Source organism: Xenorhabdus miraniensis, from assembly GCF_002632615.1.
The window spans coordinates 26034-43925 of sequence record NZ_NITZ01000004.1; the positions used below are offsets into that span (position 1 = coordinate 26034).

At 42.5% G+C, this 17892-nt stretch carries 11 protein-coding genes and 1 pseudogene; 6 read left to right on the forward strand and 6 right to left on the reverse strand.

The window, feature by feature from the left end; all coding sequences use genetic code 11:
* Position 1 precedes the first annotated feature (1 nt).
* Positions 2-2584, reverse strand: a complete 2583-nt coding sequence (gene mutS, locus Xmir_RS05220) for a DNA mismatch repair protein MutS (RefSeq protein ID WP_099113545.1) — start codon at positions 2582-2584, stop codon at positions 2-4.
* A 640-nt stretch (positions 2585-3224) separates the two neighbouring features.
* Here mutS and Xmir_RS05225 point away from each other — a divergent pair.
* Positions 3225-4226, forward strand: coding sequence for a Fic family protein (locus Xmir_RS05225; protein WP_099113369.1), 1002 nt, complete (start codon positions 3225-3227; stop codon positions 4224-4226).
* A gap of 159 nt (positions 4227-4385) precedes the next feature.
* Here Xmir_RS05225 and Xmir_RS05230 read toward each other — a convergent pair whose 3' ends face one another.
* Positions 4386-4991 (reverse strand): plasmid pRiA4b ORF-3 family protein, encoded by a 606-nt coding sequence (locus Xmir_RS05230; RefSeq protein ID WP_099113370.1) that lies wholly within the window; start codon positions 4989-4991, stop codon positions 4386-4388.
* Positions 4992-5112: 121 nt separating this feature from the next.
* Positions 5113-6477 (reverse strand): Fic family protein, encoded by a 1365-nt coding sequence (locus Xmir_RS05235; RefSeq protein WP_099113371.1) that lies wholly within the window; start codon positions 6475-6477, stop codon positions 5113-5115.
* Positions 6478-6588: 111 nt separating this feature from the next.
* Between Xmir_RS05235 and map the strand changes: the two genes are divergently transcribed.
* The 5 genes from map (at position 6589) to yjiA (ending at position 13224) form a co-directional block, all read left to right on the forward strand.
* On the forward strand, positions 6589-7398 hold the full coding sequence (map, locus tag Xmir_RS05240) for a type I methionyl aminopeptidase (RefSeq protein ID WP_099113372.1): 810 nt from the start codon (positions 6589-6591) through the stop codon (positions 7396-7398).
* A gap of 452 nt (positions 7399-7850) precedes the next feature.
* A complete protein-coding gene (locus tag Xmir_RS05245; protein ID WP_167385944.1) occupies positions 7851-9305 on the forward strand; it encodes a phosphoethanolamine transferase in 1455 nt (484 codons plus the stop codon).
* A gap of 381 nt (positions 9306-9686) precedes the next feature.
* On the forward strand, positions 9687-11840 hold the full coding sequence (locus Xmir_RS05250; RefSeq protein WP_099113374.1) for a carbon starvation CstA family protein: 2154 nt from the start codon (positions 9687-9689) through the stop codon (positions 11838-11840).
* A gap of 112 nt (positions 11841-11952) precedes the next feature.
* Positions 11953-12156 carry a YbdD/YjiX family protein gene (locus Xmir_RS05255; RefSeq protein WP_047962587.1) on the forward strand — a complete coding sequence of 68 codons (204 nt, stop codon included), beginning with the start codon at positions 11953-11955 and terminating at the stop codon, positions 12154-12156.
* 102 nt (positions 12157-12258) lie between these two features.
* A complete protein-coding gene (gene yjiA / locus Xmir_RS05260; protein WP_099113546.1) occupies positions 12259-13224 on the forward strand; it encodes a GTPase in 966 nt (321 codons plus the stop codon).
* Between the two features lie 320 nt (positions 13225-13544).
* Here yjiA and Xmir_RS05265 read toward each other — a convergent pair.
* The 3 genes and pseudogenes from Xmir_RS05265 to Xmir_RS05275 all read right to left on the reverse strand — a co-directional run.
* Positions 13545-14111, reverse strand: a pseudogene (locus Xmir_RS05265) (tyrosine-type DNA invertase); the annotation flags it as partial.
* An 841-nt stretch (positions 14112-14952) separates the two neighbouring features.
* Positions 14953-16311 (reverse strand): L-cysteine desulfidase family protein, encoded by a 1359-nt coding sequence (locus Xmir_RS05270; protein ID WP_099113376.1) that lies wholly within the window; start codon positions 16309-16311, stop codon positions 14953-14955.
* Positions 16312-16390: 79 nt separating this feature from the next.
* Positions 16391-17716: an SLC5/6 family protein gene (locus Xmir_RS05275; protein ID WP_099113377.1), complete on the reverse strand. Its 1326-nt coding sequence runs from the start codon at positions 17714-17716 to the stop codon at positions 16391-16393.
* Between the last annotated feature and the right edge of the window lie 176 nt (positions 17717-17892).

Below are 17892 nucleotides of genomic sequence, written 5' to 3' on the forward strand. Positions count from 1 at the left end.
GCTATACCATATCCTTTAAGCGATAGATCCATTCCAGTGCCTGGCGTGGTGTTAACGTATCTGGATTCAGGTTTTCCAATGCTTCTACTGCCGGAGAAGTTTCTTCTGTCAGCAGAGTCAACTGCGGCGTATCAACATGGCTTGCCGTCGCATGATTGGAGAGCGATTCCAGTTCCTTCAGTTTCTGCCGCGCCCGCTTAATGACATCACGGGGAACACCCGCTAAAGAAGCAACCGCCAGCCCATAGCTCTTGCTTGCTGCGCCTTCCTGCACACTGTGCATGAAAGCAATCGTATCGCCATGTTCGACGGCATCCAGATGAATATTGACAACACCTTCCAGTTTTTCTGGCAGGGTTGTCAGCTCGAAATAGTGAGTTGCAAACAGTGTCATCGCTTTGATGCGGTTAGCCAAACTTTCAGCGCAGGACCAGGCAAGGGATAAACCATCATATGTAGACGTGCCGCGACCGATTTCATCCATTAATACTAAACTGTATTCGGTAGCATTATGCAGAATATTGGCGGTTTCGGTCATTTCCACCATAAAGGTAGAACGCCCTGACGCGAGATCATCAGATGCACCTACACGAGTGAAAATACGGTCTACGGGGCCAATAATCGCTTTCTCGGCAGGGACAAAGCTCCCAATATAGGCCAGCAGCGTAATCAGGGCCGCCTGACGCATATAGGTACTTTTACCCCCCATATTCGGCCCTGTAATAATCAGCAAACGGCGCTGTGATGAGAGCGTTAATGGGTTAGAAATAAATGGCTCACTCAATACCTGCTCAACAACGGGATGGCGACCGCCAGTGATTTGAATACCGGCTTTATCTGTCAGTATCGGACAAGTGTAATTCAGTGTTTCAGCACGTTCAGCAAGATTTGCCAGCACATCCAGTTCTGCCAGCGCTTCCGCACTGGCCTGCAACTCCGCCAGATGAGGCAACAACAAATCAAACAATTCTTCATACAGCGCTTTCTCAATGGCAAGTGCTTTGCCTTTGGAAGTCAGCACCTTGTCTTCATATTCCTTTAATTCAGGAATGATATAGCGTTCTGCATTTTTAAGCGTCTGACGACGAACATAATGGATCGGCACTAAATGGCTTTGCCCGCGGCTGACTTGAATATAGTATCCATGCACCGCATTGAAGCCGACTTTCAGGGTATCTATGCCGAGCTTTTCACGTTCACGGATCTCCAGTCTGTCCAGATAATCACTGGCACCCTCGGCCAATGCTCTCCACTCGTCCAATTCAGCATTATAGCCAGTCGCAATGACACCGCCGTCACGTACTAAAACAGGCGGTGTTTCGACAACCGCATTTTCCAACAGCGTTTGTAGTTCATCAAAATGCCCCACGCGTTGCTGTAATGCCTGAATATAAGGAAAATCGGAAGATGCCATGATCTGATGAATGTCCGGCAATTGCTGGAAAGCGTGACGCATTCTGGCCAGATCACGGGGACGGGCAGAGCGAAGTGCAAGGCGGGCAAGTACACGCTCTAAGTCACCGACCTGACGTAAAAATGGTTGTAACTCATAGCCAATTTCCTGTAATGCGGAAATGGCTTGCTGGCGGTTTTCCAGTATGCCTTTATTGCGAATCGGCGTATGCAGCCAGCGTTTTAGCATTCGGCTGCCCATTGGTGTTACACACTGATCGAGTACCGAAGCCAGCGTGTTCTCCGTACCACCGGATAGATTTAACGTCAGCTCAAGATTACGGCGGGTTGCGGCATCCATAATGACCGTTTCCTGTTGACGTTCCATCGTAAGGCTACGGATATGGGGGAGGGCGGTGCGTTGAGTATCTTTAACATATTGCAGCAAACAACCCGCAGCACGCAGAGCAAGCGTCGATTTTTCCACGCCGAAGCCAATCAGGTCACGAGTGCTGAATTGCAGATTCAGTTGTTGCTTTGCGGTTTCCAGTTCAAATTCCCACATTGGGCGGCGGCGTAAACCATGACAGCGCTCGATCAGCGCCATCGGCCCGAATGTTTCAGGATAAAGCAATTCAGCGGGTCGTGTGCGTTGCAATTCTGCGGCAATAGTATCTTCATCGGCCATTTCAGACACGCGGAAACGGCCGGAAGTGATATCCAATGTTGCATAACCAAAGCCCTGACTGTCATGCCAGATAGCCGCCAGAAGATTATCCTGACGCTCTTGCAGCAAAGCCTCATCAGTCACTGTACCGGGTGTGACAATACGTACAACTTTGCGCTCAACAGGGCCTTTGCTGCTTGCTGGATCACCGACTTGCTCACAGAGCGCTGCGGATTCACCGAGTTGTACCAGTTTTGCCAAGTAGTTTTCGATTGCGTGATAAGGAACGCCCGCCATAGGAATAGGCTGACCCGCCGATTGCCCGCGTTTGGTCAGAGAAATATCCAGTAGCTTCGCCGCTTTTTTGGCATCGTCATAGAACAACTCATAAAAATCCCCCATCCGATAAAGCAGTAGAATATCTGGGTGCTGTGCTTTCAGTCGCAGATACTGCTGCATCATGGGAGTATGGCTATCTATATCCTTTGCTGGGGATTCTTTCGTATTGATGTTATTCAATTTCATTAATTCCTGTTGACTCAGTTGGGCCATCGACGCTCAGTCAACCCATCTAAATGACAAAACCTAAATATGATCAGCTAAGGATGGAACGTTAATGAACCTCATCCTGGGCGAAAAAGCTATCTTATCACTGATAATCTGTGTGATTCACCTATGGATTAGATTAGGAAGATTTTGGTGCTAGGTTAGCAGGATTACTCGCAGGAATGTATCAGATTTTTTCATTATTCAGCAGGATTGCGAAGCGGCTCGACTTAATCCCTTTCACTATTACCGACTTCTCTGCCATAAATATTATGCTTCTTAATCTAAGCTTTTCGGAAGTTAATTCTAAATTCATGAGGGTGATAATCATTGTTGTTCACATTGCTATTTGTTGTTGCCCATTATTGAAGTTTACGTAAAAAGATATTATTTTTAACCAGTTACAACAAATTAGCTCGTTTTAAAGTTTCCAATTTAACCGCTTGTGTTTGAGTCAGCCCCTATTATTAGCTTATTCTCTCAAATAACAGAAAATATAGATGACAGGAAAATAGATGATAAGAAATAGTGCCTTGTTCCTTTATCTTATTGAGTTTATAAGTATTGCAAAGAAATCAATGTACCATTGAGAATCGAACGGATTGAAGAGGAAATTATCGTGGCTGTTTACCAACCCCCTTACACTATTACACCAATCATGCTGAATCGCGTGGCAGAAATAGCTGAATTATTGGGGCGTTGGTCTATGAGTGCGGAGTGCTCTTCGCCTTTGTTACGTAAAGAAAATCGCATTCGTACTATACAAGCATCATTGGCGATTGAGCATAATAGTTTGTCTACTGAACAAGTCACGGCAATTATTGATGGAAAACGAGTATTGGCGCCTGCAAAGGATATTCAGGAAGTGCGTAATGCTATATTGGCTTACGAGAAGTTACCGGATTGGTGTAGCTCTCGTTTGACGGATCTTTTGGCTGCACACCGGTTACTAATGGTTGGATTGGTTGATTTTCCGGGGCAGTTACGTCAGGGGGATGTGGGTATCTATCGAGAAAACCAGTTAATCCATATGGCTCCACCTGCTAATCAAATATTGCGATTAATCGGGGATCTTCTGATGTGGTTGAAACACACGGATATTCATCCGTTAATTGCCAGCTCGATCTTTCATTATGAATTCGAGTTTATTCATCCATTTACTGATGGAAATGGCCGCATGGGGCGCCTATGGCAAACGTTGATTCTGAGTGAATGGCGCCCGGAGTTGATGTGGTTACCCGTAGAAACCCTGATTCATCACCAGCAACAGGCCTATTATCAGGTTCTTAGGGAATGTGATCGAACAGGCGACTGTACGTTATTTATCGATTTTATGTTAGAAAAATTAGCCGAAGCGCTTAGGGAAAGCCTGAATGCGTATCAACAGGACTCTGTCGCAATGTCGGTAGAAATGTCGGTAGAAAATTTACAGCCACTCAATGCTACCTCGCAGAAAATCTTATCAGTTATTGCACTTCATCCTGCCATTACCATCACTCAATTGGCTGATGAGTTAGGTGTAAACCGCCGCACAATCGAGCGGAATATAAAGATATTGCAAGATAATGGCTATCTGGTTCGTGTTGGCGCGAAGAAAGGGGGATATTGGCGGGTTAGCTGACTCGGTAATACCCTAAAATTGGGATATTCAAACTGCCTGCAACAAAAAAACGCCTATTGAGAAAGTCCTAATAGAATTAGGACTCATAAAATGGCAAGAATAATGAAGCAGTTATTTTAAAATATAGTTATCTGAGAATATAGTTATTAGAAAATATAGCTATCCGAATAGTGATAAATAGCGATCTCTTGACCAGCGATAATATAAGGCCAGCATATTGTTTACTTCTTCTATATTAAATTTTTCAGGGGAAAAAGCGGTATCAGGGGAAATATCGGATTTTCCATTAACCCATGCAAACATTTCCTGATAATCTTTATGTGTTGGTTTATTAAGGATATCAACCAGTTCCATATAGCCATATATTCCACCACAATCTTCTGGCGGGCAGGCTCTTTGACCTTCACAGCAGAAAATAGGCATAGGGAGTTCATGAGGAGAATAATTACTGTTTTCAAGTACAATTTCATGTTCCCAGTAATCACCGAAATCATAAAGATAAGTGAATTTGCTCCCTTTTCTTTTGAGTAATGAACCCAGCCTTACTTTTCTCTCTTCTTTACCCTCTTCAGGTTCTTCAGGCATTTCAGTGAATCGTTTGATACCAAAAGAAAATTCATGTAAATGGCTGTCATTCCAACCCATCACGATTTGTATTATATCGTGTAATCTATCCAATGAAATATTGGATGGAACGACAAAACGACGCCATATGCTTGGATTAGTTTCTATAAGTGTTATTTTCAACAGGTAAAACTTTTCCATTTATCGTCCTTCTAACTTGATGAGTTGGTAGAAAAATCAGTGTATGTTTACTTATTCCAGTCATAGTATGGTGTGGTTTGAATTGAAATACGAACTATTTTTGTACCCATAAAATAGTTAGTTACCACCCACTTGATTTAACAGATGTTTTTTCTTTCCATGTTGAGATTTGTGATAAATTCTTAGGTGCGACATAAACCGCTTCTCTGCCATCTTTATGTGTTTTTAATAAACCTAGTTTTTCCAATTGGTTAAGATCATTTCGCGCTGTATTGTCTGATACCCTCATTCTGCCGCGAATTTCTGCCACAGTGAAAATATTTCCCGGTCTGGCAAACGCAATATTTAGCAATGCGCGCTGTCTGGCATTCAATTCAGCGATGATGTTTGATTCGTAAAGGAATGTTTCTACTTCAGTCCGGGTTTTTATAATATGTTTTATATAATTAAGATATTCTTCGATTGCCCGCTCAACAATTTGACACTGATAATCAACAAAATAAGTGAGATCAAACTGGTCAGTCTCTGTATAACAGTATGCCTTTACATAAGCCGTTGAGGATTTTTTCAATAGCTTACTGATGGAGATGTATTTAAATGCAGTATAACCACAACGCAGCATGTACCAGTAAAATAAGGCTCTTGCCGTTCTGCCATTTCCGTCATTAAAGGGATGAATAAATCCCATCATAAAATGGAGAACAATAGCTTTTATTAATGGGTGTAAATAATCAATACCAGCCTGTCGTTCATGGGCGGTATTTGCCCAAAGACAGAGTTCTTCTATCCTCTGTCCGATTTCTTTGTAGGAAGGTGGAGTGTGTATAATTTCACCGTCTACGCCTGCAACAACAACATCATTGGTTGTGCGGAATCGGGCTGGTTTATATTTATCATCGTTAATTCCTTCAACTGCAATAGCATGAATTTCTCTGATGAAAGCAGGAGTAAGCTTATCATTGCAGTGCTCTGTAATATACGCCATCATCCGGTGATTACCCATAATCATACGCTCACTTTCGTCTCTCGGAGGGCGTTGGATTTTGAGCATTTCTAAAGCAACTTGGCTGGTTGTCGCTGCACCTTCCAACTGGCTGGATGAAATTGACTCTTCAGCAATGAGTTCATCAAATAAATACTTTGAAGCATTGAGCGATTCCAACAATTCAGCTTGCCCGGCTGAGGATGTTACTCGGTCTATTTTAGAACAAATTTGTTTAATTATTGGTGTTGTGAACAACTTGGCCAGTTGATCCGGATTATCACCTGTCAATGACAGTTGTTGGATATTTTTATTACGCAGAAAACGCACAATTGACCAGTAGGCAATGGGGTCTGCTCCTACAGGTAGTCGATGACGTAATTTATCCCAGGGAAGATAGCGACCTTCATCATCAATGGCTTTTGCGTTGGATATATTGATGGAAAAGACAGATGGGGCCATTTCTGCGATATCTGTAAGTGCAGGGGGACGCTTAATTTTCATCTTTCACCGCAAAATTAGAGAAATTTGAGATAAATGTTGGCTTGAGTTGTGTACTAATGCAAGTGCATTATTAAAACGGAACCTACATAATTTGAATTAAGAGAAGAACACATGACAAAAAGCAACGGAATATTGATAAAGAATGCGGAAGAGATAAAGAAAATGGAAATTGCGGGGCGTTTGACAGGTCAGGTACTTGAAGCGGTTCGCCCGATTATCGCACCAGGTATAACGACTCTGGAAATCGATTCATTTTGCCATGATTACATCGTTAATACCCTTGATGCGATACCCGGCAGTTTGGGGCAATACGGCTTCCCTTATACAGTCAATACTTCAGTGAATCACGTTGTTTGTCATGGCTGGCCTTCTGAGAAGAGGCTGAAAAATGGAGATATTGTTAACGTAGATGTGACGGTTAAAAAAGAAGGATATTATGGCGACAGCAGTATTACATTTTGTGTCGGTGACGTACCATCCCATGCCAAGCGTTTGGTCAATGTGACCCAAGAATGTCTATACAAGGCGATTAAGATCGTTAAGCCGGGTGTCACGTTGGGGGATATCGGCCACACGATACAACAACATGCTGAAGCCAATAATTACTCTGTGGTGCGTGAATATTGTGGGCATGGCATTGGCCGCAGTATGCATGAGGAACCACAAGTCCTGCATTATGGCAGGGCTGGTGAAGGCATATTGCTGGAGGAAGGCATGACTTTCACGATCGAGCCTATGATTAACCAAGGTAAAAAGGACGTGAAGCTGCATAAAGATGGCTGGACAGTAACGACCAAAGATCGCCGGTTATCGGCTCAGTTTGAGCATACGATTTTGGTAACCCATGATGGCTTCAAGGTATTGACTTTGCGGGATGAAGAACGTGAGGCTTTTGAGCGTTACCTGTCGATCACCCGGTAATCTGCATTCTGTTGAATAATGGTAAACCCAATGCTGGTTAATATGGAGTTGGATATAGTGTTGGGTTTTGTTTTGTCATTAAGTAAACTTTTTTCCTTTAATCTATAGAATTTTTTCTAAGAAGAAAAAATTTTCTTTGTGAAATCAGTCAGTTTATTATTTAGCGGATTTAGATAAACTTATCTTCATTCCCATGTTTAGCTAAAATTGCGCCATGCTGAATTTTCGAACAGCAGACGTGGGTAGTGTTTGTTCAAAAAATAACAAATTTGCTTAAGTGGATATTTATCTCCGCTATATAAAATTACAGGGTTACTATGTCTTCTATTTATAAAAATAAGAACGTCTCTTGTTTTATTGTCCTTTTTTTTCTTATATTTCTAATACATAAATGCTTGGGTTATCAATTAAAGCTGATATATGTCCTTAGTGCATTTTCATTATTTCTATTTATGGCTGCGGTCAGTAAACGAATATATACCGTTCTGATTGCCTTTTTTTCCCTTGTGGGAATACTCTACACTCCCATTGGTCTCAACTATGGTTATCCTGATGTTAATGCGGTAGGTTCATTACTCTACACGAATCAGAATGAAACATTGGAGTATATTAGTGGCCTTTCGCTATCAACTTATCTAACTGCCATAGCCATTTTTGTTTTGATGATGTTTGCTTTCAAATTAAACATCACCTTATCTGATAAAAGCAAAAAATGGTTACTTGCCCTATTTTTTATTTCTGCTTTCTGGTCGCCAGTTAAAGGCTACATTAAATCGGATTTTGAAGATGGCTCGGAACTTTTGAATACCAGTTTGCCTGAGGCCCGCTTTTTCAGTGACGTTTATCGGAGTTATGCGGAAGTTATGTCTGAAAATAGTCGGTTTGCCAAGATTATTAAGAATCAGGATGATTGGCAACCTGTTGTCAAAGAAGAAAAATATGACACATACATTATGGTGATTGGAGAGAGTGTCCGAAAAGACTTTCTGGGGGCTTATGGTTTTCCAAATAAAAATACCCCATGGTTGGATAAAACCAATGCAACAATGTTGACCAACTATATTTCTGCTGCTCCATCAACACAACTGTCATTGACGAACTCTCTGGCAATTCGTGAAAAAAACGAAATTCAATTGAATAACAGCATAATTTCATTGGCGAAAAAGACGGGATTTGAAACTTACTGGCTTTCTAATCAAGGCATGAAAGGAGGCTTTGATTCTCCGGTGGCACTGATTGGGCAACAGGCCAAATATCATACTTTTTTAAAAGAAGGCAGCTCAGATGATCGCAGTTATATGCCGGATGAAAATTTATTGCCTTATATCCGTAATGCGTTGATGAAAGATAAGCAGAAGAAACTGGTTGTCATTCACTTAATGGGTTCGCATCCACAGCCTTGTGCCAGAACTAATGAACAATACAGCGGTTATTTTCATTCCCAAAACATCTCGTGTTATATCCAGAGTATCCAGAATACGGATAACCTTCTGGCAGAAATTGAAAATATTGCCAATCAAAACCAATTGCATTGGACGATGCTCTATTTCGCGGATCATGGGTTGTCATTTGTGAATAAAAACACGGATGGTGAGAACGTGACTCATAACGACAGTTATAAACAGAACTATCAAGTTCCTTTTATCATCACCGATTACGATTATTCCACGAAAAACGTGGCTTCCAACCAATCCGGTAAAGATAAGATCGATGCGCCACGCAGCGGTTTGTACCTTTTATCCATGTTGTCCACATGGTTGGGAGTCGAGGAACCCCGTTTGATATCCGACTGTGATTGGTTTTCTAATCAAGAATGTCAGAACCAACATACCGTGATTTCATTCAGTAACGAGTATAAGGACTTTAATCAATTGAAGGATGACACTATTAATTTAGGTCTTAAATAGTAATTTAGGTCATAAGTAGTAATTTATGTCATAAATAGTAATTTCGGTTACAAATAGTAATTTTGGTTACAAAGAGTAATTTGGCTTATAAATAGTTAATTTTGGTTTGTGAACAGTGAGTTACGTCACAAATTCAAGGTGGGTTTTCTAAGCCATAACCACTGATGGGGGGATTCTGACCGTTTAATGCGGTATTCAACCGCTGGCTTAGATCCTTCCAATATTGCGAGAGGGATTTTATATCATAGTGCAGTGTGGCGAGGAGTATTTGCCTTTAATCGGTATTGCTTTCTTTCGGCCATCAGAGAGTTATCTCGTGGAAAAGGAAGTAAAAAATTAAATAGTGACTTGCTGTTCGTCTTACCTTGAAAAGGAAGTTTTATGAACAATAATAAATTGTTAAAACATATTCCCTGGATGATATTGGGGATAATTGGCGCACTTTGCCTTGGAGTTGTTGCGCTACGACGGGGAGAACACATTAGCGCTTTATGGATCATTGTTGCATCCGTAGCGGTTTATCTGGTTGCTTATCGGTATTACAGCCTCTATATCGCCACTAAGGTGATGAAACTGGATGCGACACGGGCAACCCCTGCGGTCGTCAATAATGATGGACTGAACTATGTTCCTACCAATAAAAATGTCCTGTTTGGCCATCACTTTGCGGCCATTGCAGGCGCGGGGCCGTTAGTCGGGCCGGTATTGGCGGCACAGGTAGGATATCTGCCGGGAACATTGTGGCTATTGGCCGGGGTGGTGCTCGCTGGTGCGGTACAGGATTTTATGGTGTTGTTTATCTCCTCCCGCCGCAATGGTGCATCGCTTGGTGAGATCGTTAAAGAAGAAATGGGACGGGTGCCGGGAACAATCGCCCTGTTTGGTTGCTTCTTAATCATGATTATCATTCTGGCGGTACTGGCCTTGATTGTCGTGAAAGCATTGGCGGAAAGTCCGTGGGGAGTCTTTACGGTTTGTTCTACAGTGCCAATTGCGCTTTTCATGGGGATCTACATGCGATATATCCGTCCGGGGCGTGTTGGTGAAGTCTCCGTGATGGGTATTCTCATGCTGGTTGCTGCTATTTGGTTTGGCGGAGTGGTTGCGGCCGATCCTTATTGGGGACCTGCGCTGACTTTCAAAGATACCACCATCACTTATGCACTGATTGGTTATGCGTTTATCTCTGCATTATTACCCGTCTGGCTCATTTTGGCACCGCGTGATTATCTGGCGACTTTCCTGAAAATCGGGGTCATTGTCGGCCTTGCGATTGGTATCGTTATTCTGAATCCTGAACTGAAAATGCCTGCCGTCACACAATATATTGATGGTACAGGGCCAGTTTGGAAAGGTACGCTGTTCCCATTCCTGTTCATTACCATTGCTTGTGGTGCGGTATCGGGTTTCCATGCCCTGATCTCTTCGGGAACGACACCTAAGTTGCTGGCAAATGAAAAAGATGCACGTTTCATTGGTTATGGTGCGATGCTGATGGAATCATTTGTTGCGATCATGGCATTGGTTGCAGCATCCATCATCGAACCGGGCCTGTACTTTGCCATGAATACGCCTCCGGCAGCGCTGGGCATTACCATGCCTGATCTGCATAATCTGGGCACAGCAGAAGCACCCATGATCATGGCTTCCTTAAAGGAAGTGACAACTCATGCAGCCGCGACTGTCAGTTCTTGGGGCTTTGTAATTTCGCCGGATCAGATTTTGCAAACGGCAAAAGACATTGGTGAACCATCTGTCCTGAACCGTGCGGGTGGCGCGCCCACTCTGGCGGTAGGTATTGCCCACGTATTCCACCAAATCATCCCTGCGGCGGATATGGGCTTCTGGTATCACTTCGGTATTCTGTTTGAAGCATTGTTTATCCTGACAGCTCTGGATGCAGGTACGCGCTCAGGTCGTTTCATGTTGCAGGATCTTTTGGGTAATTTTGTTCCATTCCTGAAAAAGACTGACTCTCTGATTGCCGGCATTATCGGTACGGCGGGTTGTGTTGGCTTATGGGGTTACCTGTTGTACCAAGGCGTGGTTGATCCATTGGGTGGCGTGAAGAGCCTGTGGCCACTGTTTGGCATCTCTAACCAGATGCTGGCAGCCGTTGCGTTGGTATTGGGTACGGTTGTACTGATCAAGATGAAGCGTACTCAATACATTTGGGTAACGGTGCTTCCTGCGGTTTGGTTGCTGATTTGTACGACTTGGGCGCTGGGCCTGAAACTGTTTAGTGATGACCCACGGCTTGAAGGTTTCCTTTTCCTTGCGAAAGAGTATAAACAGCGGATTGCTGAAGGTGGCGCGGAATTAACGGCCCAGCAAATCAGCAACATGAACCACATTGTTGTAAACAACTATACCAATGCGGGTTTAAGTATCCTGTTCTTCGTGGTGGTGTATGGCATCATTATCTATGGCATCAAAACCGCGATAAAAGCGAGCAAAACACCAGAGCGTACCGATAACGAAACACCTTATGTTCCGATTCCAGAGGGCGGGGTAAAAGTCTCTTCTACGCACTGATGTGATACTTATGCTGATACTGGCTAAGTGATTCTGTATCGGTAACAGCTATATTCCTATACCCCGCATAATCGGCTTTGTATTATGTGGGGTATTTTTTTGGAGAATCATTATGTTTGGCAATCTTGGCCGGGCAGGTAAATATTTGGGGCAGGCAGCTCGTATGCTGGTAGGCGTTCCTGACTACGATACATATGTCCAGCATATGAAAGAAAATCACCCTGATAAACCGTACATGACCTATGAAGAATTTTTCCGTGAACGCCAGAATGCCCGCTATGGTGGTGATGGAAAAGGGGGGATGCGCTGCTGTTAATGAAAAGAACTCATGAAAAGTACTCGTAAAAAATACGATGCAGTGGATGGAAAACAAAACAACAAGTCAGCGAACTTATTGAGCAGCCAGCAGGAAACGAAAATGCAACCAATATCAGTCACGATCCTGACCGGTTTTTTGGGATCAGGTAAGACGACGCTATTGCGTCATATTATCAATGCCAATCATGGTTATAAAATCGCCGTCATCGAAAATGAATTTGGTGAAGTGCCTATTGATAATGAATTAATTGGCGATCGTGCCACTCAGATTAAGACATTAAGTAATGGATGTATCTGCTGTAGCCGCTCGAATGATTTGGAAGATGCCTTGCTGGATTTATTGGGTAGCATGGATAAAGGGCAAATCTATTTTGATCGCCTGATAATTGAATGTACCGGCATGGCGGATCCCGGGCCGATTACGCAGACTTTCTTCTCCCATGAAGTCTTGTGCCAGCGTTTTTTATTGGATGGCATTATTACCTTGGTTGATGCTGTTCATGCCGATCAACAGTTAGATCGCTTTCCCATTGCACAGTCTCAGGTAGGCTATGCTGACAGGATTATTCTGACGAAAACGGATGTTGCTCCGACCCATGATGCTTTAGTTGAGCGTTTACAGCGAATTAATGCTAAGGCCCCGATTCATAAAGTGATTCAGGGTGAGGCTGATTTAAGCGTGCTGTTTGATGTTGAAGGTTTTATGCTGAATGACAAATTGACGGTTTCAGCACCTGTATTCCGATTTATCCCCAAACAACAAAACACGGTCCAGTCGATTGTTGTTAGCTTATCGCATCCGGTTGAATTATCAGAGATTTCCAGCTTGATGGAAGAGTTGTTGCTGAGCTTTGCAGACAACCTGCTGCGTTACAAAGGCATTCTTGCTATCAAAGATGAATCGCGCCGATTGTTGTTTCAGGGCGTACAGCGCCTATATAGTGCGGATTGGGACAGAGCATGGCGTGATGATGAATTACGTGAAAGTGTGTTAGTTTTTATTGGAATAGATCTGCCGGAACCGAAAATTCGTGAGAAATTTTCGGCACTGTTTGTAGAATTGTAATCGGTTGTTTTTTTATTCTTTATTGAGCAGTGAAATAATTTATATAAATTCGCTGCTCGTGTTTAATTAGAAGTTTATTTTATATTTTATCTTTCAAGTCTAAGGTTGTGTGAAAAAATATAGCAATATATTAACAAATCTCAAACAATAAAAATAAAATTTATCCATAAACGGAGATTATCATACGCATAAGAGAATGGCTTATTTAGATGATAGTGGAATCGTTTATTTTGTCCCCTGCAATCTCCACAAGTAAGTTAGTGGAGATTGTTGCAATAACAGGTTATGTTAGTGGAAACAGCAAAGGAAAAATAAAACGTTTATTTAGATTGAGTTTCCCAAATTCTGGAAAAACGTTTCACATTACTGGCTGTATAAATCACGGTATGTGAAATGTTACGATGCCCAAGATAATCCTGAATCAGACGTGTATCACGACCAAGATCGGCTAACGCATAACCACAGGCATGCCTTAACATATGGGGATGTGGAGAAACACTGACGGATGCTTGTTTTCCATAACGTTTCAGTAATCCATAGACTTGTTGCCGTGAAACGGCCCCGGATTTTTGGGAAAGGAACACCCAAGGGGAATCGGCTTCGCGCCATTTTTGGCGAACATTGAGCCATTTTTTTAATGCTTCAATTTCTTCTGGAATCAAAGGATGTGTAGTTGAAAGCCCACCCTTTAACCGCCTGATATGAATAATCGCCGAATTTAGATCGAGATCAGAGAGACATAGATTACACAGCTCACTAACCCTAAAACCGTGAATAAAACACATTAATAACATGCAGTAATCCCGTTCTGCGTGACGTCCTTGTTTTGTTTCTGCCAAAATTGCGTCTATTTCGTATCGGGTCAAAAATTTACGTTGTTTCATGAAATTATCATTCCTATGAAATCAGAGAGATTAATTGTGAATAGCAAGGTATTTTGGCCAGCCGAATACAATAAGCCACCAGTGTTTTTTGAATGTGATTGGCAAAATACCGGATTGATTTAATTGAAATACCGCAAATAAAAAATTTGCTTCTTCTGTTCGTCTTATTTCTCATGAAAATACTAATTGAAATCGTATAAATGTGTGTTATTTGATTTTTAAGTACAGAATGGGGCAATCATAAATAGAATTCCATATAAAAAAACTTTTCTACTGAATTTTACAACTAATCATTTCGCATGGTTTTTATTTTAGTTTTTTATTCTTCTAAATTTCCTTTTAGGTGTATTGATTTTGTATTTTTACTGCATTTACTAGAAAAAGTAAATAATTTATCTAACTTGCTCATATAATGACTCGATTTTGATTAAAAAATTATCAGCCATACATGGCTTTTAGTTTAATGTTCTGATATTTATTTAAATATTGAATTTTTATTCTTCAATTTTAAGCGAAAGTGTTAATCAAAACGAGGTTTTTGGGAAATCAAAGGGATGGCACTAAGACTCTAAGCCACTAAGAGGTGAATTAAAGTGATGGACAGAACTTAAGTCAGGCTAACATCATTGGTTATTATTTCTAATGTATGTTGCGCAGGCTGGATTTTAAAAGGTCAATAATGCTTATTCAGTTTGTGAAATTTAATTAAATAGATATCCCCTATAATTATTTAAATATAGTTTCATCATTGTAATGATTATTTACTGGAACAAATAATGTAGAAGATGATTTTATTGGGACCAAAAAACACTCTCCTGAGCATTTTCTGGTCGTATCAGGTTATTTAAGCAAAGCTGGCCTTGTGCGCCATAATCTCAATGATTTGTATATCTGTTTGCTGCATGGCATGTCGTGCAAGTGAACATAGGTTTGCGATGGATTGGTCTACGTCATTGGAAACAATACCATCACTGCCACTGACACAACTGTTATCCAGCGCCATCAAAACGGCTTTATAGGCAGCGCTGGCGCTGGTGGAAACTTTCATTGCACAACTGTTTGAAGCCCCGTCGCAAATCATACCGCTGATATCACCTATCATGTTGCAAATTGCCATTGCAACGGGTTGATAGCGTTGTTCAATCAACCATGCAATCCCTGCTGCTGCACCCATTGATGCCGTTGTTGCTGCGCAAAGAGCGGAAAGCGTTGGCAATTTGTTGTGAATGTAAATCGCCATCAGGTGTGACAACATCAGCGCCCGTGCCAACTGTTCTTTATTGCAGCCCAGATGTTCAGCCACAACAACAACTGGCATAGTCGCTGCGATCCCTTGATTGCCTGAACCGGAATTACTCATTGCCGGTAAAACAGCGCCACCCATACGGGCATCTGAAGCTGCGGAAGTGCGGATCATAATGTCGGAAAGGAGATCCCGTGCCAATAACCCCCTGTCACGTTGGCGTTGCAGAGTCATGCCAATGTGTAAGCCATACTGTGTGGTTAACCCTGCTTGAGACAGGGCATCATTCAAACGCGCGGCTTCCAGTATAAAGTGAATATCCTCATAAGGTGCTTCGGTTGCAAACTCATAAACCGTAAAAGCGGTGGCTTGCTCAAGGCAATATTCAGTTTCATGATTGGCAACATATCCGTCAGTGTTATTTTCATCGGCATGACAGACCGCTGTATCGTTGGATTGTGATTGCTTATCAAATATGACACGGCCATTATGCTCAATTCTCACAATTTTGGTGTGATTGCCCGCGATAGTGACTGTTGCCGATTCATTCTCATAAAATACCGTGGCTTCTGAATACAGAACTTCATCACACGGTTGTTGGATACTGACGGTGACAGCGCCTTGCTGTAATAATGCCTTACTTTGTGCGATCTCTTCGGGAGTGGCATTCTGTAAAACCTCCAGACCCGCATTAGGGTTGCCACCCAATGCACCAAGTGCAGCCGCAACTGGCAGCCCAACCATTCCCGTACCCGGCACGGTGACACCCATACCATTTTTCATCAAATTGGGTGAAACTCGTGCACTGATCCGCTGTGCTGGGCCGGATAGATAAGATGCGGCTGTGGCCGCAGCAAGGGCCAGTGAAATGGGTTCAGTACACCCGATGGCTGGCTTAACTTCCTTTTTGACTGCACGAATAAACTCATTCCACAACCGTGTGTGTTGTTTCTGACTCATATAAACAAACCTTAATGACAAAACTGATCGAAATTGGCCTTTCACATATAAAATTTCTTAAGCAGGCGTTTTTTCCATATCAGGAAAAGGCCAGAAAAGGAGAAACGCATAACAAAACCCCGGTAAAGATGACCAAAATGAGCGATGCGCCTTTATAGTGGTGCAGGCCGGGAACTTTATAGACCAGATAGGCGGGGATTAAACAACCAACGATGCCAAATATCGGGCTACAGAGGGAAGTGAAGCTCAATACCGGGGCATTCAGGAGGATGGCGCTCCATGCCAATAAAATGGCAAAAGCTATAATGCCATTTTGAACCCATTTTTCATTGATATTTTCGGCAGGCATCAGGCGGCTAAGAATATTCATGGCAATCCCCTGGCTGGCTTCGCGGAATCCGAGATAAACACCAAAAAAGGCCGTCATCACAGCAAAGATATTGAGCATGATACTGACGGCAATGACCCAACCGCCGGGAAAGAACTGGGCGGCAACCGCCAGGGCAGAAATATTCTGCTCATAGGCTTTGAGGGCTTCATCGTGTCCCATTGCCAGCGTAAAAGAGACGGCATAGAAAAATACGGTACAAAACAGGATGCCAAAGGCAATGTTCATGGCTCTCAATGCTTTGTGGCGGGCAACTTCACGTTTTTGTTCCCGGTTACGATAAGAGATGATCATCGGGCTTAGTGTTTGAATGAACAAAATAGAGGTGAGTGTAAAAGGCAACGTAATAATGGCTTTTTTGATTAATAAACCGAGAGGAGGTAATGCCCCGATATTGTATAAGTGCCACATGCCTATCATGGAAAGCCCCAATGCGGCAACGACAAATAACTTGGCCATCACCATCAGGCTGGACACCTTGAACAGTAATCGTTCACCACGGGATGAAATAGCGACCAGCAGACAGATTAACACTAGCCCATAAAATGGATTTTCCGACATTAACTCATCAGTAATGCCAAAGGTTTGTAGATAAGAAGCGCTGTCATTGGTTATGGCGGTGGAATAAACAAACATCCAGATCACCAGCATAATAAAGTAGAGCACCCCCAATAAAATTCCCCAGTTTTTACCGAGATAACCACTGATGACACTGGGATAATCTTTGCATTCTGGTGATTCAGCAAGCGTGTTGATAAAAAGTCGCTGAAAAAGATACATGGCAGGATAGCCAATAATGGAAGAAAGCAGGAAAACCCACAACCCCATTAATCCGACCTGGACAGGCAGGAAAACAATACCCGCTCCGATGGCCATACCAATACTCATGATAACCCAACCGGTATCGGTATTATCGAATTTTATCGCCTTTTTCCATTCATCTTCTGTCATGTTGGCGCACTTGACTGCCGGAGATAAGTGGGGCGTAACATCATTGTTTTTTGCTGCTGTTTTCATAATAGCACTCGCTTACATCTTTGGTATTTTAATGGGCATAGAACAGGCACAAGGGGAAATACATCACGTAAACACGATTAACCACTATTTTAATAAGGTTATTGTCGTGTACTGATAGTCAATGATTTCAAAGAGAAAAAATTTCCCTAAACACTCCATCTGATACGATTTTTGAG

What these genes read in the sequence shown, in the direction of transcription:
- mutS (WP_099113545.1), bottom strand. Translation starts at nt 2,584, where the DNA reads ATGAAATTGAATAACATCAATACGAAAGAATCCCCAGCAAAGGATATA.
- Xmir_RS05230 (WP_099113370.1), bottom strand. Translation starts at nt 4,991, where the DNA reads ATGGAAAAGTTTTACCTGTTGAAAATAACACTTATAGAAACTAATCCA.
- Xmir_RS05235 (WP_099113371.1), bottom strand. Translation starts at nt 6,477, where the DNA reads ATGAAAATTAAGCGTCCCCCTGCACTTACAGATATCGCAGAAATGGCC.
- map (WP_099113372.1), top strand. Translation starts at nt 6,589, where the DNA reads ATGACAAAAAGCAACGGAATATTGATAAAGAATGCGGAAGAGATAAAG.
- Xmir_RS05245 (WP_167385944.1), top strand. Translation starts at nt 7,851, where the DNA reads ATGGCTGCGGTCAGTAAACGAATATATACCGTTCTGATTGCCTTTTTT.
- Xmir_RS05250 (WP_099113374.1), top strand. Translation starts at nt 9,687, where the DNA reads ATGAACAATAATAAATTGTTAAAACATATTCCCTGGATGATATTGGGG.
- Xmir_RS05255 (WP_047962587.1), top strand. Translation starts at nt 11,953, where the DNA reads ATGTTTGGCAATCTTGGCCGGGCAGGTAAATATTTGGGGCAGGCAGCT.
- yjiA (WP_099113546.1), top strand. Translation starts at nt 12,259, where the DNA reads ATGCAACCAATATCAGTCACGATCCTGACCGGTTTTTTGGGATCAGGT.
- Xmir_RS05270 (WP_099113376.1), bottom strand. Translation starts at nt 16,311, where the DNA reads ATGAGTCAGAAACAACACACACGGTTGTGGAATGAGTTTATTCGTGCA.
- Xmir_RS05275 (WP_099113377.1), bottom strand. Translation starts at nt 17,716, where the DNA reads ATGAAAACAGCAGCAAAAAACAATGATGTTACGCCCCACTTATCTCCG.